At 62.4% G+C, this 14,335-nt stretch carries 11 protein-coding genes; 1 reads left to right on the top strand and 10 read right to left on the bottom strand.

Annotation, left to right across the window (positions count from 1 at the left end):
- Positions 1–400 precede the first annotated feature (400 nt).
- The 3 genes from lysS to AADW18_RS01755 form a co-directional block, all read right to left on the bottom strand.
- Positions 401–1,924 (bottom strand): lysine--tRNA ligase, encoded by a 1,524-nt coding sequence (lysS, locus tag AADW18_RS01765; RefSeq protein WP_337341623.1) that lies wholly within the window; start codon positions 1,922–1,924, stop codon positions 401–403.
- A gap of 87 nt (positions 1,925–2,011) precedes the next feature.
- A protein-coding gene (gene prfB, locus AADW18_RS01760) for a peptide chain release factor 2 (protein ID WP_337341622.1) occupies positions 2,012–3,137 on the bottom strand; the annotation gives its coding sequence in 2 pieces (ribosomal slippage) (positions 2,012–3,061 and positions 3,063–3,137; 1,125 coding nt in all).
- 108 nt (positions 3,138–3,245) lie between these two features.
- A complete protein-coding gene (locus AADW18_RS01755; RefSeq protein WP_337341621.1) occupies positions 3,246–4,124 on the bottom strand; it encodes a LytTR family DNA-binding domain-containing protein in 879 nt (292 codons plus the stop codon).
- 153 nt (positions 4,125–4,277) lie between these two features.
- On the opposite strand from AADW18_RS01755, the gene AADW18_RS01750 reads away from it, so the two are divergent.
- Entirely contained in the window at positions 4,278–5,465 is a 1,188-nt protein-coding gene (locus tag AADW18_RS01750; protein ID WP_337341620.1) for an acyltransferase family protein, read from the top strand.
- A gap of 152 nt (positions 5,466–5,617) precedes the next feature.
- On the opposite strand, the gene AADW18_RS01745 is transcribed toward AADW18_RS01750, so the two are convergent.
- The 7 genes from AADW18_RS01745 to carA all read right to left on the bottom strand — a co-directional run bounded on the left by AADW18_RS01745 (position 5,618) and on the right by carA (position 14,062).
- Positions 5,618–5,911 carry a hypothetical protein gene (locus AADW18_RS01745; protein ID WP_337341619.1) on the bottom strand — a complete coding sequence of 98 codons (294 nt, stop codon included), beginning with the start codon at positions 5,909–5,911 and terminating at the stop codon, positions 5,618–5,620.
- A 74-nt stretch (positions 5,912–5,985) separates the two neighbouring features.
- Positions 5,986–7,713: a single-stranded-DNA-specific exonuclease RecJ gene (gene recJ / locus AADW18_RS01740; protein WP_337341618.1), complete on the bottom strand. Its 1,728-nt coding sequence runs from the start codon at positions 7,711–7,713 to the stop codon at positions 5,986–5,988.
- The gene (locus AADW18_RS01735) at positions 7,710–8,672 is read right to left on the bottom strand and encodes a phosphoglycerate mutase (RefSeq protein ID WP_337341617.1); all 963 of its coding nucleotides are present in this window, start codon (positions 8,670–8,672) and stop codon (positions 7,710–7,712) included. Before AADW18_RS01735 ends, recJ begins: the two co-directional genes overlap by 4 nt.
- A 7-nt stretch (positions 8,673–8,679) precedes the next feature.
- A complete protein-coding gene (gene greA / locus AADW18_RS01730) occupies positions 8,680–9,156 on the bottom strand; it encodes a transcription elongation factor GreA (RefSeq protein ID WP_337341616.1) in 477 nt (158 codons plus the stop codon).
- A 2-nt stretch (positions 9,157–9,158) separates the two neighbouring features.
- Positions 9,159–12,395, bottom strand: coding sequence for a carbamoyl-phosphate synthase large subunit (gene carB, locus AADW18_RS01725; protein WP_337341615.1), 3,237 nt, complete (start codon positions 12,393–12,395; stop codon positions 9,159–9,161).
- Between the two features lie 7 nt (positions 12,396–12,402).
- Complete coding sequence (locus tag AADW18_RS01720; RefSeq protein WP_337342100.1) at positions 12,403–12,780, bottom strand: hypothetical protein; 378 nt, start codon at positions 12,778–12,780, stop codon at positions 12,403–12,405.
- 154 nt (positions 12,781–12,934) lie between these two features.
- Positions 12,935–14,062, bottom strand: a complete 1,128-nt coding sequence (gene carA, locus AADW18_RS01715) for a glutamine-hydrolyzing carbamoyl-phosphate synthase small subunit (RefSeq protein ID WP_337341614.1) — start codon at positions 14,060–14,062, stop codon at positions 12,935–12,937.
- Positions 14,063–14,335 lie beyond the last annotated feature (273 nt).

Genomic DNA, 14,335 nt, shown 5'->3' with positions numbered 1-14,335 from the left:
TCGGGCAAGGATACTCCGCTGTTGGCTACGCTGACATCTAACATGGGATGTGTGCCTTTCCTGTCCGGCGACCGGTGGAAATCCGCCGGTCCGCTGTGCTCGTAGACGCGCGCTTGAGCATCCTGCTTCGCGCCGCGCCCCAATCGATATTGACTAGGGTCCGGTCATAGTCCACGCAGGAAACATGCCACTCCGGCAAGCGCACCGAGCAAGTCGGGTGAGGCGGGTGGAATTCGCCGGTTACACGGCTTTTCCAGGGCAATTTGGCGGCGTCTGGAGCGCACCATAAGCCAGGAGCGCCCCGGGGGCAACGCACGGGGCGAGGTACGGAAAACCGGCGCACCTGCCCTGAGGATCAACTTTTGCCCCAGCGCGTCACATTTTTGACGCCACGGCTGGGCTAGCCCTGGTTCTCAGGACGCATGTAGGGGAACAGGAGCACGTCACGGATCGAATCCGAGCCGGTCAGCAGCATGACCAGGCGATCAATACCGATGCCCAGGCCCCCCGTGGGCGGCAGGCCGACCTCCAGCGCGCGTATGTAGTCGGCGTCGAAATGCATGGCCTCGTCGTCGCCGCCCTCCTTCGCTTCTACCTGGGCCAGGAAGCGGGCTGCCTGATCTTCCGGATCATTCAGCTCGGAGAAGCCGTTGGCCAGCTCCTTGCCGTTGATGAACAGCTCGAAACGGTCGGTATAGCCTGGCTGGCCGTCGTTGGCGCGGGCCAGCGGTGACACTTCCACCGGATGGTCGGTGATGAAAGTGGGCTGGATCAGCGTGTGCTCCACCGTTTTCTCGAAGATCTCCAGCAGCAACTTGCCCCAGCCGTAGGACGGCTTGACGTGGATCTTCAGGCGTTCGCAATGGCGCACCAGCGCATCGCGGTCGGTGCAGTCGGCGGCACTGATTTCCGGGTTGTAGTGACGCACGGCTTCATCCATGCGCCAGCGGCGGAATGCCGGCTCCAAGTCGATCTCGCTGCCTTCCCAAACCACCTTGCCGGTGCCCAGAACTTCATGGGCAACATCACGGATCACTGTCTCGGTGAGGTCCATCACTTCGTTGTACGTGGCATAGGCTTCGTACAACTCCAGCATCGTGAATTCCGGGTTGTGCCGGGTGCTGACACCTTCGTTGCGGAAATTGCGATTGATCTCGTAGACCCGTTCTATACCACCCACGACCAGTCGCTTGAGGTAGAGTTCCGGCGCCACGCGCAGGTACAGATCCATGTCCAGCGCATTGTGGTGCGTGGTGAACGGCTTGGCGGCGGCGCCGCCGGGGATGTAATGCATCATCGGCGTTTCCACTTCCAGGAAACGTCGCGTGTCCAGCCATTCGCGAATGGCGCGGATGATCTTGGAGCGCTTGATGAAGACCTCGCGCGCCTCGGGGTTGACGATCAGGTCGACATAGCGCTGGCGGTAGCGTTGTTCCACGTCCGACAGACCATGCCATTTGTCCGGCAGCGGGCGCAGCGACTTGGTCAGCAAGCGCAGCGACTCGGCGCGGACCGATAACTCGCCGGTCTTGGTCCGGGTCAACGCGCCTTCCACGCCGATGATGTCGCCGATATCCCAGCTCTTGAACGATTCGTAGACCTCGCCCAGTGCATTCGCTTGCAGGAACAACTGGATACGGCCGGATTCGTCCTGGATCTGCACGAAGCTCGCCTTGCCCATTACCCGCTTGGCCATCAACCGGCCGGCCATCCTCACTTGACGATGCGCGGTTTCCAGCGCCTCGGCCGTCCACAGGTCCTTGTCGGCGTATTCGGCCTGTAGGTCGCCGGCGTACTCGCTGCGGCGGAAATCGTTGGGAAATGCCACTCCCTGCCCGCGCAGCGCCTTCAGTTTCGCGCGACGCTCGGCGATGAGGCTGTTTTCGTCGACTTGGGGTTGCGGCGTTGAATTCTGGTCGGTCATGGGGGCTGGGGTTTCTTGGTGCCGAGTGGCGCGGCTGGGACGTGTGGTGCAGGAAAAGCAGCGGAGCGAACTCCGCTCTACGAGAGCTTAAGCGTCGATCCGTTTGGATCCGGCCTCCAGGCCGGATTTCAGGCTGGCTTCGACGAACTCATCCAGGTCGCCGTCCAGTACCTTCTGCGTGTCGGTGCGTTCCACACCGGTGCGCAGGTCCTTGATGCGGCTTTGGTCCAGCACGTAGTTGCGGATCTGGCTGCCCCAGCCGATATCGGACTTGGTGGCTTCCACCGCGTCGCGCTCGGCATTGCGTTTCTGGATTTCCAGCTCGTAAAGCTTGGCCGCCAACATCTTCATGGCGTTGTCGCGGTTCTGGTGCTGGCTGCGACCGGTCTGGCAGGCCACCACTATTCCGGATGGGATGTGGGTGATACGCACGGCCGATTCGGTCTTGTTGACGTGCTGGCCGCCGGCGCCGGAAGAGCGGTAGACGTCCGTTCTCAGGTCGGCCGGGTTGATCTCGATATCGATGTTGTCATCGACTTCCGGCGACACGAACACCGAAGTGAAGCTGGTGTGGCGACGGTTGTCGGAGTCGAACGGCGATTTGCGTACCAGCCGGTGCACGCCGGTTTCAGTCTTCAGCCAACCGTAGGCGAAATCGCCTTCCACCCGCACGGTAGCGGACTTGATGCCGGCCACGTCGCCGCCGCTGACTTCCATCAGCTCAGTCTTCCAGCCGCGCGATTCGCACCAGCGCAGGTACATGCGCAGCAGCATTTCCGCCCAGTCCTGCGCTTCGGTACCGCCAGCGCCTGCCTGGATGTCGACGAACGCATTGGACGCATCCATCTGGCCGGAGAACATGCGCTGGAATTCCAGCTTCTCCACATGGGTCGCGAAACGGTCCACATCGGCCACTACGGCCACCGCGGTGTCTTCGTCGTTTTCGCTTTCCGCCAGTTCCAGCAACTCGCTCGCTTCGGTCAGGCCGTCGGCGACGCTGGCGATGCCGCCGACTGTCTTGTCCAGCAGCGAACGTTCCCGGCCCAGGGTTTGGGCGTATTCGGGATTGTTCCAGATGTCGGGGTTTTCCAGTTCGCGGTTGACTTCTTCCAGACGCTCACGCTTGGCGTCGTAGTCAAAGATACCCCCGGAGCGAAATCAGCCGTTCTTGCAGGTCGGCGATGCGCTGGCGGATGGGATTGAGTTCGATCATGGTGCGGCGGGGGCGGTGTCGTAAAGGTCGGCAAGGATACCAGAGGCATTCGCTCCAGACCGCCTGGCAAGGCTTTCCCAAGGATTCCGGCGCGCCTGCCTGGGCCGATCAGTCGTTGCCGACCCGGTCGCGCAACTCGCTTCGATAGCGGCGGCTGCAGGGCAAATTCGTGCCGTCCTTCAGGTACAGGCGCGCATCGCCGCTTTCCAGGGGTTCGATGGAGACCACATGATCCAGGTTGACCATGTAGCTGCGGTGGATCCGAGCGAAACGCTGTGGATCCAGCTTGGCCTCCGCGCCGGCGATAGTGCTGCGCAATGGATAATCATGGCCGCGCACGCGCAGGTTGACGTAGTTGCCGGCGGCTTGCAGCCATTCGATGTCGGCCGCGGCCACCAGGAAATCACGTCCCAGCTTCCGGACCAGGAAGCGTTCCGGGCGTTCCACCGGCTCCACCGGAGGCCCTTCATCCGGTACGTCCAGCAGGCTGGCTTCGCCCCGCCAGCGCCGCAGCAGGAAGCGGTAGACCTCGATGCCCACCACCATGCTGGTGAAGCTGCGGACGTCCTTCAGGTATTCGTAAAGGAATTCCCGGCCCCAGGGACCAAAGTCATAACTTTCGCCCTGCCATCGGTAGGCCAGCACCCGCAGCGCCACCATGCCGGCCACGTGTATCAATGAGAACGCCAGGCTGGCCAGCAGGTACCAAGGCAGTTGCCGCCGCCAAGTGTCCCAGTGCAGCGGGAATCGGCGGGTGAACACCACCAGCGCAGGCACCAGTGCCAGCATCAGGATCGCGCTGGAGCCCTCCCACACCGCCGGCTCCCAACTGGCGAACGTTAGCCCCGCGCGGCGGACGTCCATCAACGTGGTGATGCTGTTGCCCACTGCGTTGACAAGCATCAGCGCCACCCAGAAGCCAACTTCGAATGTGCGGCGCCAAGGCAGGAAACGGCGATAGGCAGCGTCGGAGATGGCGTCGGTCATCCGCGCATTCTAGGTGAGTGGACGGCGCGGCCATCCGGCGTTCGTCCCTGATGTCCACGATTCGTCCCTTCGCGCCCGCCATCGATCACTTTGCGGTCGCACGGCTGCATGGCGCGCTTTGAAATGAGGCGGTCCTTCTTCGTTGGAATTGCCATGGAACGCCGTCACGATCTCGATTGGGTGCGGGTTTGCGCGTTCGGCCTGCTGGTGCTCTATCACGTAGGGATGTACTACGTGACCTGGGATTGGCACGTCAAAAGCCCACAAGCTGGCTCTGTGCTCGAACCTTTCATGTTGCTGAGCAGCCCATGGCGGCTGTCGCTGCTGTTCCTGGTCTCCGGCGCGGCCAGCGCGTTCCTGCTCGCCAAGCAACCGAAAGGTTTCCTGGGCTCGCGCTCTTGGCGCCTGCTGCTGCCGTTGATCTTCGGCATGCTGGTCATCGTGCCGCCACAGGCCTACTACGAGCTGCTGGATTCGCGCTATCCCGGTGGCTACCACGATGGCTATCTGGCGTTCTGGGGCCGGTATCTCACCGGCGACAGCACCTTCTGCGACGACGATGGCTGCCTGATCCTGCCCACCTGGAACCACCTATGGTTCGTTGCCTACCTGTGGGTGTACACGGTAGCTGTCTGGCTACTCGACCGACTGATACCGAAAGCCTCGGGCTCGCTGGGAAAGTGGCTCACGGCACGGCTATCCGGCTGGGGCGTGCTGCTGTGGCCGGTGGTGGTGCTGGCCGCCATTCGGATTGTGCTGGTGGACCGATTCGAGGCCACCCACGCACTGGTCGACGATTGGTACAACCATGCCCAGTACTTCAGCGTATTCCTGCTGGGCTATCTGATGGCGCGCGCTACCGGCTTCTGGGAAGCCCTGCAGCGATTCCGTTGGCTCGCCCTGCTGCTGGCCGTCAGCAGCTATGGCTTCATCATCTGGTACTTCTACGCCAGCGGCTACAGCGATACCAACCCTCCGCCGGATGCGTTGCGAACCGTGCAACGTGTGGCCTGGGGTGTAAACCAGTGGTGCACCATCGCGGCGATCTTCGGTTTCGCTTACCGCTTCCGCCATGCCGACAGTGCGGCATTGCGGTACCTGGTGCCGGCGGTATTCCCGGTATACATCCTCCACCAGACGGTGATCGTCCTGGCGGCGTACAACCTCAGACCGTTCGGTATTCCAGCCTTGCCAGAAGGCCTCCTGTTGGTGGCGCTGACCTTCGCTGTCTGTTTCGCTTGTTACGAACTCGTCCGCCGTATTGGTTGGTTGCGGCCATTGTTCGGATTGAAATTGGGAGCCCGCCCGCCGAAAACCATGCAGGTGTCCACGGTGGGCTGAGCGTTGAGAAGCCAGCACTTAACGCCACATTCGTCCACAGGCAGAATCACGTAGAGCGGAGCTTGTTTAGTCCCCTTGTGGCTCCGCTGCTGTAACACCATGACTCCGGATAGGCTCAGCCGAGCAAGCTCGGCTCTACAAGAAGCTTTCGATCAAGGTCTAGATTCCCGTATCAGGAGAACCATTTTCTTCATGCATACAGCACATGTAATGAGCGACAGCATTCCGATACCCGTCAGCCCATGCACAGCAATCAACTGCTTCAGCGACAAGTACACGACGGTCCCATGCTGATTGAACTCATATACATGCCCTGTTGCGACGTAAGCCGCTCGAGGAGCTTCAGAGACATACATGTTCAACAGGTGAGGAGAAGCAAAGAAGACCAGCAAAACGCCGATCGAAAACGATAAAAACACAGCAAGCTTTGCTTGAAGTTGATTCATTCCATGCTCTCCACACTCGACGCGGAAACGTGCCTTCCCCCGCACCGGCTACAGTACAGTCGACACCTAGCGCCCTAAATCGGCAACCAATGCCGGATCACCAATTGAATCCCGCGCCGATCCTGATAGTCATCGGTATCCAGCTGATAAGCCGCATGGATGCGTAGCGGCGGCGGTTGATCGGTCCAGCCGTTGAAATGGATAGCATTGAGCGGCGCGGGCCGTTGTGCGGTGCGCAAGGAGAATTTCAGGTGGCGTTCGCCGACCACGCGCCAGTCCAACACGTCGAATTCGCCATCGAACAAAGGTTCTGGAAAGCCCTGCCCCCACGGCCCTGCCGCGCGCAGCGCATCGGCGTGGAGGCGATCGAATTCGTGGGGTAGCAATTCGCCGTCGCTAGGCAATTCGGCTCGCAGCATGGCGTCGTCCAGCAACGCCTCCGCGTGCTGCCTGAAGGCGGCTTCGAACTCAGGCAAAACGCTTTGGTCCAACGTCAGGCCAGCGGCCATAGCGTGACCGCCGAACTTGGCGATCAGCTGCGGGTGCACCGCGTCGATAGCGGCCAAGGCGTCCCGGATATGAAAGCCCGGAATCGAACGCGCCGAGCCGCGCAGAGTTGTGCTGCCCGGTTCCGCCGGTGCGAAAGCGATCACCGGCCGATGCAGCTTCTCCTTCATCTTCGACGCCACCAGGCCGACCACGCCGGGATGCCATTCGGGATCGAACAGGCACAGTGCGATCGGCGCCTGAAGATCGTCCTCACCTGCCAGGCGCGCGATCGCGGCTTCGGCTTCCTCGGTCATCTGTTGTTGTACGCCACGACGCTCGGCGTTGATGCCATTGAGCACCTGCGCCATTTCATTGGCCTGGGTGCTGTCGTCGCACAACAGGCATTCGATCCCCAGCGCCATGTCTTCCAAACGGCCTGCGGCATTGAGTCGTGGTGCGACAGAGAACGCGATATCGGATGCACTCAACTGACTGGCAGTGCGTCCGGATACCTCGATCAAGGCGCGCAGTCCCGCACATCCCTGCCCGGTGCGCAAACGGCGGAGTCCGGCCGCGACCAGGGCGCGATTGTTGACGTCGAGCGGCACCAGATCGGCAATGGTGCCTACCGCGACCAGATCCAGCAGCGGCATCAGATCAGGTTCTCCCGCGGCAAAAGCGCCCGCCTCGCGCAGCCGCCGGCGCAAGGCGAGCAAGACGTAGAACATCACGCCTACGCCTGCCAGCATCTTGCTGGGGAACGCGTCGCCACGCAGATTGGGATTGACGATGGCGTCGGCCGGCGGCAATGCGTCGCCCGGCAGATGGTGATCGGTAACCAGCACCTGCCAACCTTTCGATTTGGCCGTGGCAATGCCGGCGTGGCAGGCGATGCCGTGGTCCACGGTGACCAGTAGATCGGGCTCCAAGCCGACAAGCTCTTCGACCAATGACGGCGACAGCCCGTAGCCATGGACCATGCGGTTAGGCACCGCGGGACTGACGCGTTTCGCTCCCAGCATACGCAGACCACGCACGCCCACAGCGCAGGCGGTAGCACCATCGCAATCGAAATCGCCAACGACCACGATGTGCTTGTCTTGGTCGATGGCATCGGCCAACAGCGCCGTCGCGGCCACAAGTCCGCCCAGCGAATCCGGCGGCAACAGTTGCGCCAACCTGGGCTGCGCCTGCTCCAGATTCAAGGCGCCACGCGCCGTATAGACACGGCGCAGCAACGACGGGACAGAGTCGGGCCACTCGCCACCAAGCACGGCTTCGCGCCGACGGATACTTGGACCTGCGCGTGTCATACCGGGACTTCGTCGGGACGAAGCGTATCCAGGCGCGGCATGGGGCGGCGCCAGAAGCGCCAGCGTTGATCGCGCCGCAGGATGAAGATCGCGCCGTCCTCGAAATCCAAAGTGAGCGCATCCAGTTCGCGCTTGCCTAGCGCGGCCAGCAACGGCAGCAGTGCGTCGCGACACAGCAGGTCCAGATTGCGCAGCTGACGCAGATCGATCAGTGCATCGACTTCTTCGCTCTCGGCGGAAGTCGGGGCTACGCCCGCGGCGCTGGCCAAGGCACGCAGCAACACTTCGTTGCCCTTGATCTGACGGAACGAGGTACGCACGACGTCCGGCAGGACGCCGCCGCCCCAGAACCACAGCGAGTTCACCGGCGGCTTTCCTTCCGCCACACGCCGCACATTCCAAGGGTGGTTGTGCAGCGTCACCTGCGCCTCGGTCAGCAACGCGCGCCAACGGCGGCCGGCATCGCCGTCCGGCAGATGCGCGAAGAGATCATCGCCCAGTACATCGTCCACCGGCGCGAATGCGGGTAACGGAGCATCCTTCGGAACACGCAGGTACCAACGCGATGGATGTGGAGCATCCAATGGAAAACCCGCATCGCCGAACAGCGGCCGCAACGCAGGCAACAGTTGCGTCAGGTCTTCCTCGGTCAAGGCAAGTGCGTCGCCGTGAGCCAGCATCCGCGCACCCGTCATGTCCGGCGCCACGCGTGCGGGGTCGGCGCGCAACCACGCCGACGATGCAGCGTCGCCCGCATCCAGTTGCCGGGTCAATGCCGCTACCGGCCAATGACCGGGTAAATAATCGGGGATAAGCTGAAACTGCCGTCGCAGCTGCGCGCGCTCGCCTTCCTCGCCACGGCTGCGGTCGGACCGGCCAAGCGCCTTCGCAACGGCGGTCGGCAGCGCCTGCCCGACCAACCGGGTGCGTGCAGGCAGCAGCAGCGTGGCCGATGCCATCGCGTTTTCAGTCGTCGTAGGAGACGTTGATGATTTCGTATTCGCGCTGGCCAGCCGGGGCGTCGATGGTGACCGAATCGCCTTCGTGCTTGCCGATCAATGCACGGGCCAACGGCGAGGAAATCGCAATCAGTCCCTGCTTGATGTCCGCTTCCAGATCGCCGACCACCTGGTAGCGTTTCTCTTCATCGGTATCCACATCGGCCAGCGTCACGACTGCACCAAACACAACGCGTGAGCCCGCGTTGAGCTTGCTCACGTCGATGATTTCGGAATGCGACAGCTCGCTTTCCAGCTGTTTGATGCGGCCTTCGATGAAGCTCTGCTGTTCGCGGGCGGCGTGGTATTCGGCGTTCTCTTTCAGATCGCCGTGCGCGCGCGCTTCTGCGATCGCGGCAATCACTTGCGGCCGCTTCACGCTCTTAAGCTGTTCCAGTTCCTGGCGCAGACGTTGTGCGCCTTTCATGGTCAACGGTGCTCTCACCCTTATAGCTCCTTGTGCAGTTCTTGCAACGCCAGGACCGGGCCGGTGCCACGGTACTCCAGCGAATGCACCAGCGCCTTGGCGCCAGCGACGGTGGTCGAATAAGTGACGCGATGTTGCAAGGCTTCGCGCCGAATGGAGAAGGAGTCAGCGATAGCCTGACGGCCTTCCGTGGTGTTGACGATATACACGATTTCGCCGTTCTTGATCAGATCGACAATATGCGGGCGCCCTTCAACCACCTTGTTGATCAGTTCGCACTGCAGGCCGTTCTGGCGCAGCCACGCACCGGTGCCTTGGGTAGCCACCAAGGTGAAGCCGCGTTCGACCAGCGCCTGGGCCACGGGCAGCACTCGTTTCTTGTCCGGGTCACGAACCGAAACAAAAGCCTTGCCCGGCACCGGCGCCTTGATGCCACCGGCTTCCTGCGCACGCGCCATGGCCGCGCCGAAACTCCGGCCCACGCCCATGACTTCGCCCGTTGAACGCATTTCCGGCCCAAGAATCGGATCCACGCCCTGGAACTTGGCGAACGGGAAGATCGCTTCTTTCACCGAGAAGTAGTCGGGCACGATTTCCTTGATGGCACCCTGCTCGGCCAGCGACTTGCCCGCCATACAGCGCGCCGCGATCTTGGCCAGCGGCATGCCGGTCGCCTTCGACACGAACGGCACCGTGCGCGAAGCACGCGGGTTGACCTCCAGCAGGAAGATAGTGTCGTCGCCCTCATCATTGGTCTGGATGGCGAACTGTGTGTTCATCAGGCCGACCACGTTGAGCGCCTTGGCCAGCTCCACGACCTGGCGCCGCAGTTCCGCCTGTGTTTTGGCGGAAAGCGAATAAGGTGGCAGTGAGCACGACGAGTCCCCGGAATGCACACCGGCTTCCTCGATATGTTCCATCACGCCACCGACCAGCACTGCACCGGTCTGGTCTGCGATGACGTCCACGTCGACTTCCACCGCATTGTCCAGGAAGCGGTCCAGCAACACCGGCGAATCGTTGGACACCTTGACGGCGTCGCGCACGTAGCGCGCCAGATCGGATTCGCCATAGACGATTTCCATCGCGCGGCCGCCCAACACGTAGGACGGGCGCACCACCAGCGGATAGCCGATTTCGCGAGCCAGTGTCAGCGCCTCATCGGCGTTGCGTGCGGTGCGGTTGGGCGGTTGCTTCAGGCCCAGCTTTTCGACCAGCTGCTGGAAGCGCTCGCGGTCCTCGGCCAGGTCGATGGAGTCCGGCGACGTACCAATCACCGGCACGCCGTTGGCTTCGAGGGCCTGTGCCAGTTTCAGTGGAGTCTGGCCGCCGTACTGCACGATCACGCCCTTGGGTTGTTCCAGCTCGACGATCGACAACACGTCTTCCAGCGTCAGCGGTTCGAAGTACAAACGGTCGGAAGTGTCGTAGTCGGTGGAGACGGTTTCCGGATTGCAGTTGACCATGATGGTTTCGAAACCATCGGCACGCAGCGCCAGCGCAGCATGCACGCAGCAATAGTCGAACTCGATGCCCTGGCCGATCCGGTTGGGGCCGCCGCCCAGGATCATGATCTTGTCGCGCTGGGTCGGTTCGGCCTCGCATTCGTCCTCGTAGGTCGAATACAGATAGGCGGTGCTGGTGGCGAACTCGGCCGCGCAGGAATCCACGCGCTTGTAGACCGGCTTCACGCCCAAGGCTTTGCGCAGCACGCGTACCGCGGTCTCGTCGGTGTCGACCAGTTGCGCCAATCGCGCATCGGAGAAACCTGCGCGCTTCAGCTTGCGCATGCGTGCGGCGTTCAACGACGCCAGACCGTCGACGGCGAGCTGTTTCTCGTCGGCAATCAATTCTTCCATCTGATCCAGGAACCACGGATCGATGAACGACAGTGCGTGCACCTGCTCCACCGTCATGCCGGCGCGGAACGCATCGGCGACGTAGAACAGGCGCTCAGGGCCCGGCGCCTTCAGTTCGCGACGTAGCGCGGCCATGTCGTCTTCGTCCGACAGGTTCAAGCCGGTGGGGTCCAGGCCAACCTTGCCGGTCTCCAGGCCACGCAGCGCTTTCTGCAGCGATTCCTGGAAGGTACGGCCCATCGCCATCACTTCGCCCACCGACTTCATCTGGGTGGTCAGGCGCGGATCGGCGGCCGGGAATTTCTCGAAAGCGAAACGCGGAATCTTGGTGACGACGTAGTCGATGCTCGGCTCGAACGAAGCCGGGGTGAGGCCGCCGGTGATTTCGTTGCGCAGCTCGTCCAGCGTATAGCCGACCGCCAGCTTGGCGGCCACCTTGGCAATCGGGAAACCGGTGGCCTTGGATGCCAGCGCCGATGAACGCGACACGCGCGGATTCATCTCGATGACAACGACGCGACCCGTCTGTGCGTTGATGCCGAACTGCACGTTCGAGCCACCCGTATCCACGCCGATCTTGCGCAGCACCGCGATGGAGGCATCGCGCAGGCGCTGATATTCCTTGTCGGTCAAGGTCTGCGCTGGGGCGACGGTGATCGAGTCGCCGGTGTGCACACCCATCGGGTCCAGGTTTTCGATGGAGCACACGATGATGCAGTTGTCCGCGGTGTCGCGGACCACTTCCATCTCGAACTCCTTCCAGCCGAGCACGGATTCTTCCACCAGCACTTCGCCGACCGGCGAGAGCTCCAGGCCGCGCTTGACGATGTCCTCGAACTCTTCACGGTTGTAGGCGATGCCGCCGCCGCTACCGCCCAAGGTGAAGCTGGGACGGATGATGGTGGGGTAACCCACGCGCGTCTGAATATCGACTGCCTGCTCGAAACTGCGTGCGACCTCGGCTTTCGGGCATTCCAGCCCGATCTCCTGCATGGCGACGCGGAACAGCTCGCGGTCTTCGGCCATCATGATCGCTTCGCGCTTGGCGCCGATAAGCTCCACGCCGTACTTCTCAAGCACGCCGTTGTCGGCCAGGTCCAGCGCGCAGTTGAGCGCGGTCTGTCCACCCATGGTTGGCAGCAGCGCGTCAGGCTTTTCCTTGGCGATGATCTTCTCGACCGTCTGCCAATTGATCGGCTCGATATAGACCGCGTCGGCCATTTCCGGGTCGGTCATGATGGTGGCCGGATTGCTGTTGACCAGCACCACCCGGTAACCCTCGTCGCGTAGTGCCTTGCAGGCCTGGGCGCCGGAGTAATCGAACTCACAGGCCTGGCCGATGACGATCGGCCCGGCGCCGATGATCAGGACGGTCTTGATGTCGGTACGTTTTGGCATTTCGTCCTCAGTAAAGTCTTTTCTGCCACGCGTCAGGCGCGAGCCAGGTGATCTGGTCGGGTGATCGTGCGTCGACCGCTCCCGTATTAACCGCGGCGAGCACGGCTTGTTGCATCGAGGTCCAACTATCGGCTGACGCGCCGATGCGTGCGCCGATCCGGTTGTTGTGAGCATCCATGGCGCGGCTCGGACTGCCTATGCCATCGTGTTCCATCAGGCGTGTGACCCAATCGACGCACCGCGAAGAAAGCGTATAGGCCACTACGGCGCTGGCAAGCGAATGCCGGTAGGCATCGGCCGGTCCGTTGCGACCTCCAGGCAGATCTGCGGCCAGGTAGCGCGGGTACACCGCCACCGCCACGAATAGCGGATAGATCGCCATCAACGCTCCGACCAACAATGGTCCGCGCCAGCGCCGTAGCGCCGTTCTCGGCCGCAAGGTAGGAGCGATGGCGGCCATCACGCCTTTGGCAACTCCACCCGCAACTCGGCGCCTTTCAGCGCCGCAGGTGCGATTGAGCGAAAGCCAGCACAGCGGCTCATCGCGCCGCTTCCATCGACTGCACGAAACGATCGAACAATGGCGCCACGTCGCGCGGTCCCGGTGAGGCTTCCGGGTGTCCCTGGAATGAGAACGCCGGTGCGTCGGTCAAGGCGATGCCCTGATTGGTGCCATCGAAGAGCGAGCGATGGGTGACGCGCACGTTGGCTGGCAACGTCGCTTCGTCGACGGCGAAGCCATGGTTCTGCGAAGTGATCATCACCCGGCCGGAATCCAGGTCGATGACCGGATGATTGGCGCCGTGATGGCCGTGACCCATTTTCACCGTCTTGCCGCCGGCGGCCAGCGCCAACAGCTGATGGCCCAGGCAGATACCGAAGGTGGGAATCTTCTTGTCGACGAATTCGCGAATGGCGGTGATGGCGTAGTCGCAAGGTTCCGGGTCGCCCGGGCCATTGGACAGGAACACGCCATCGGGCTTCATGGCCAGCACGTCGGCGGCGGACGTCTGGGCGGGCACCACGGTGACGTCGCAGCCGCGCTCGGCCAGCATGCGGAGAATGTTGTACTTCACGCCGTAGTCGTAAGCCACCACTTTGAATTTTGGCTCGCTCTGCGCGCATTTACCGGTATCCAGATCCAGCTGGCCGTCCTTCCATGGATACGCTTGGGTTACCGACACCACCTTCGCCAGGTCCATGCCCTTCAGGCCGGGGAACTTGCGCGCAGCTTCCAGTGCCTTGTCGACGTCGATGTCATTGCCCGCCATCAGGGCTCCGTTCTGCGCGCCACGGTCGCGCAACAAACGGGTCAGCTTGCGAGTATCGATGCCGGCGATGGCTACGATGCCGCGGGCCATCAACCATTCCGGCAGCGGCGTCTGGTTGCGCCAGCTGCTGGGGCGGCGTGGCACGTCGCGCACGATCAGGCCGGCGCACCAGACTTGGCTGGCTTCGTCGTCCTGGTCGGTACAACCGGTATTGCCGATATGGGGATAGGTCAGAGTGACCAGCTGGCGGGCGTAGGAAGGATCGGTGACGACTTCCTGGTAACCGGTCATCGCGGTGTTGAACACCACTTCGCCGACCGAAAGGCCGGTCGCGCCTACGGAATCGCCCTCGAACACGGTGCCGTCTTCGAGTACGAGAATTGCGGGTTGAGTCACGGGGTTCGCCTTGGGGTGAAGGAACCCTGCCCCTCCGACTTGCGGCTGCAAGAAACCGCGAACGCGGTATTTCTCCGGTCCGGGGCGGTAGGTAACAGGCGAGCGAGAATTGTACTGGCGTAGGGGGGCTAGCGCCAGCCGTTTTTTGAACGGGAGCCTGTAGGGGACCTTGCAGGAACCTTGCAGGAGCGACGTGAGTCGCGATTGAGCAATAAAGATAAAAAATAAAGCCGACACACCTAGCGACAGCAAACGCGGGCCAGGGGCCCACAA

Source organism: Pseudoxanthomonas sp. CCNWLY206-1 (genome assembly GCF_039710385.1).
In the GTDB taxonomy this organism is placed as follows: Bacteria; Pseudomonadota; Gammaproteobacteria; order Xanthomonadales; family Xanthomonadaceae; genus Pseudoxanthomonas_A.
Note: the sequence above shows the minus strand (reverse complement) of the source record. Positions and strands in the feature narration are given on the sequence as shown.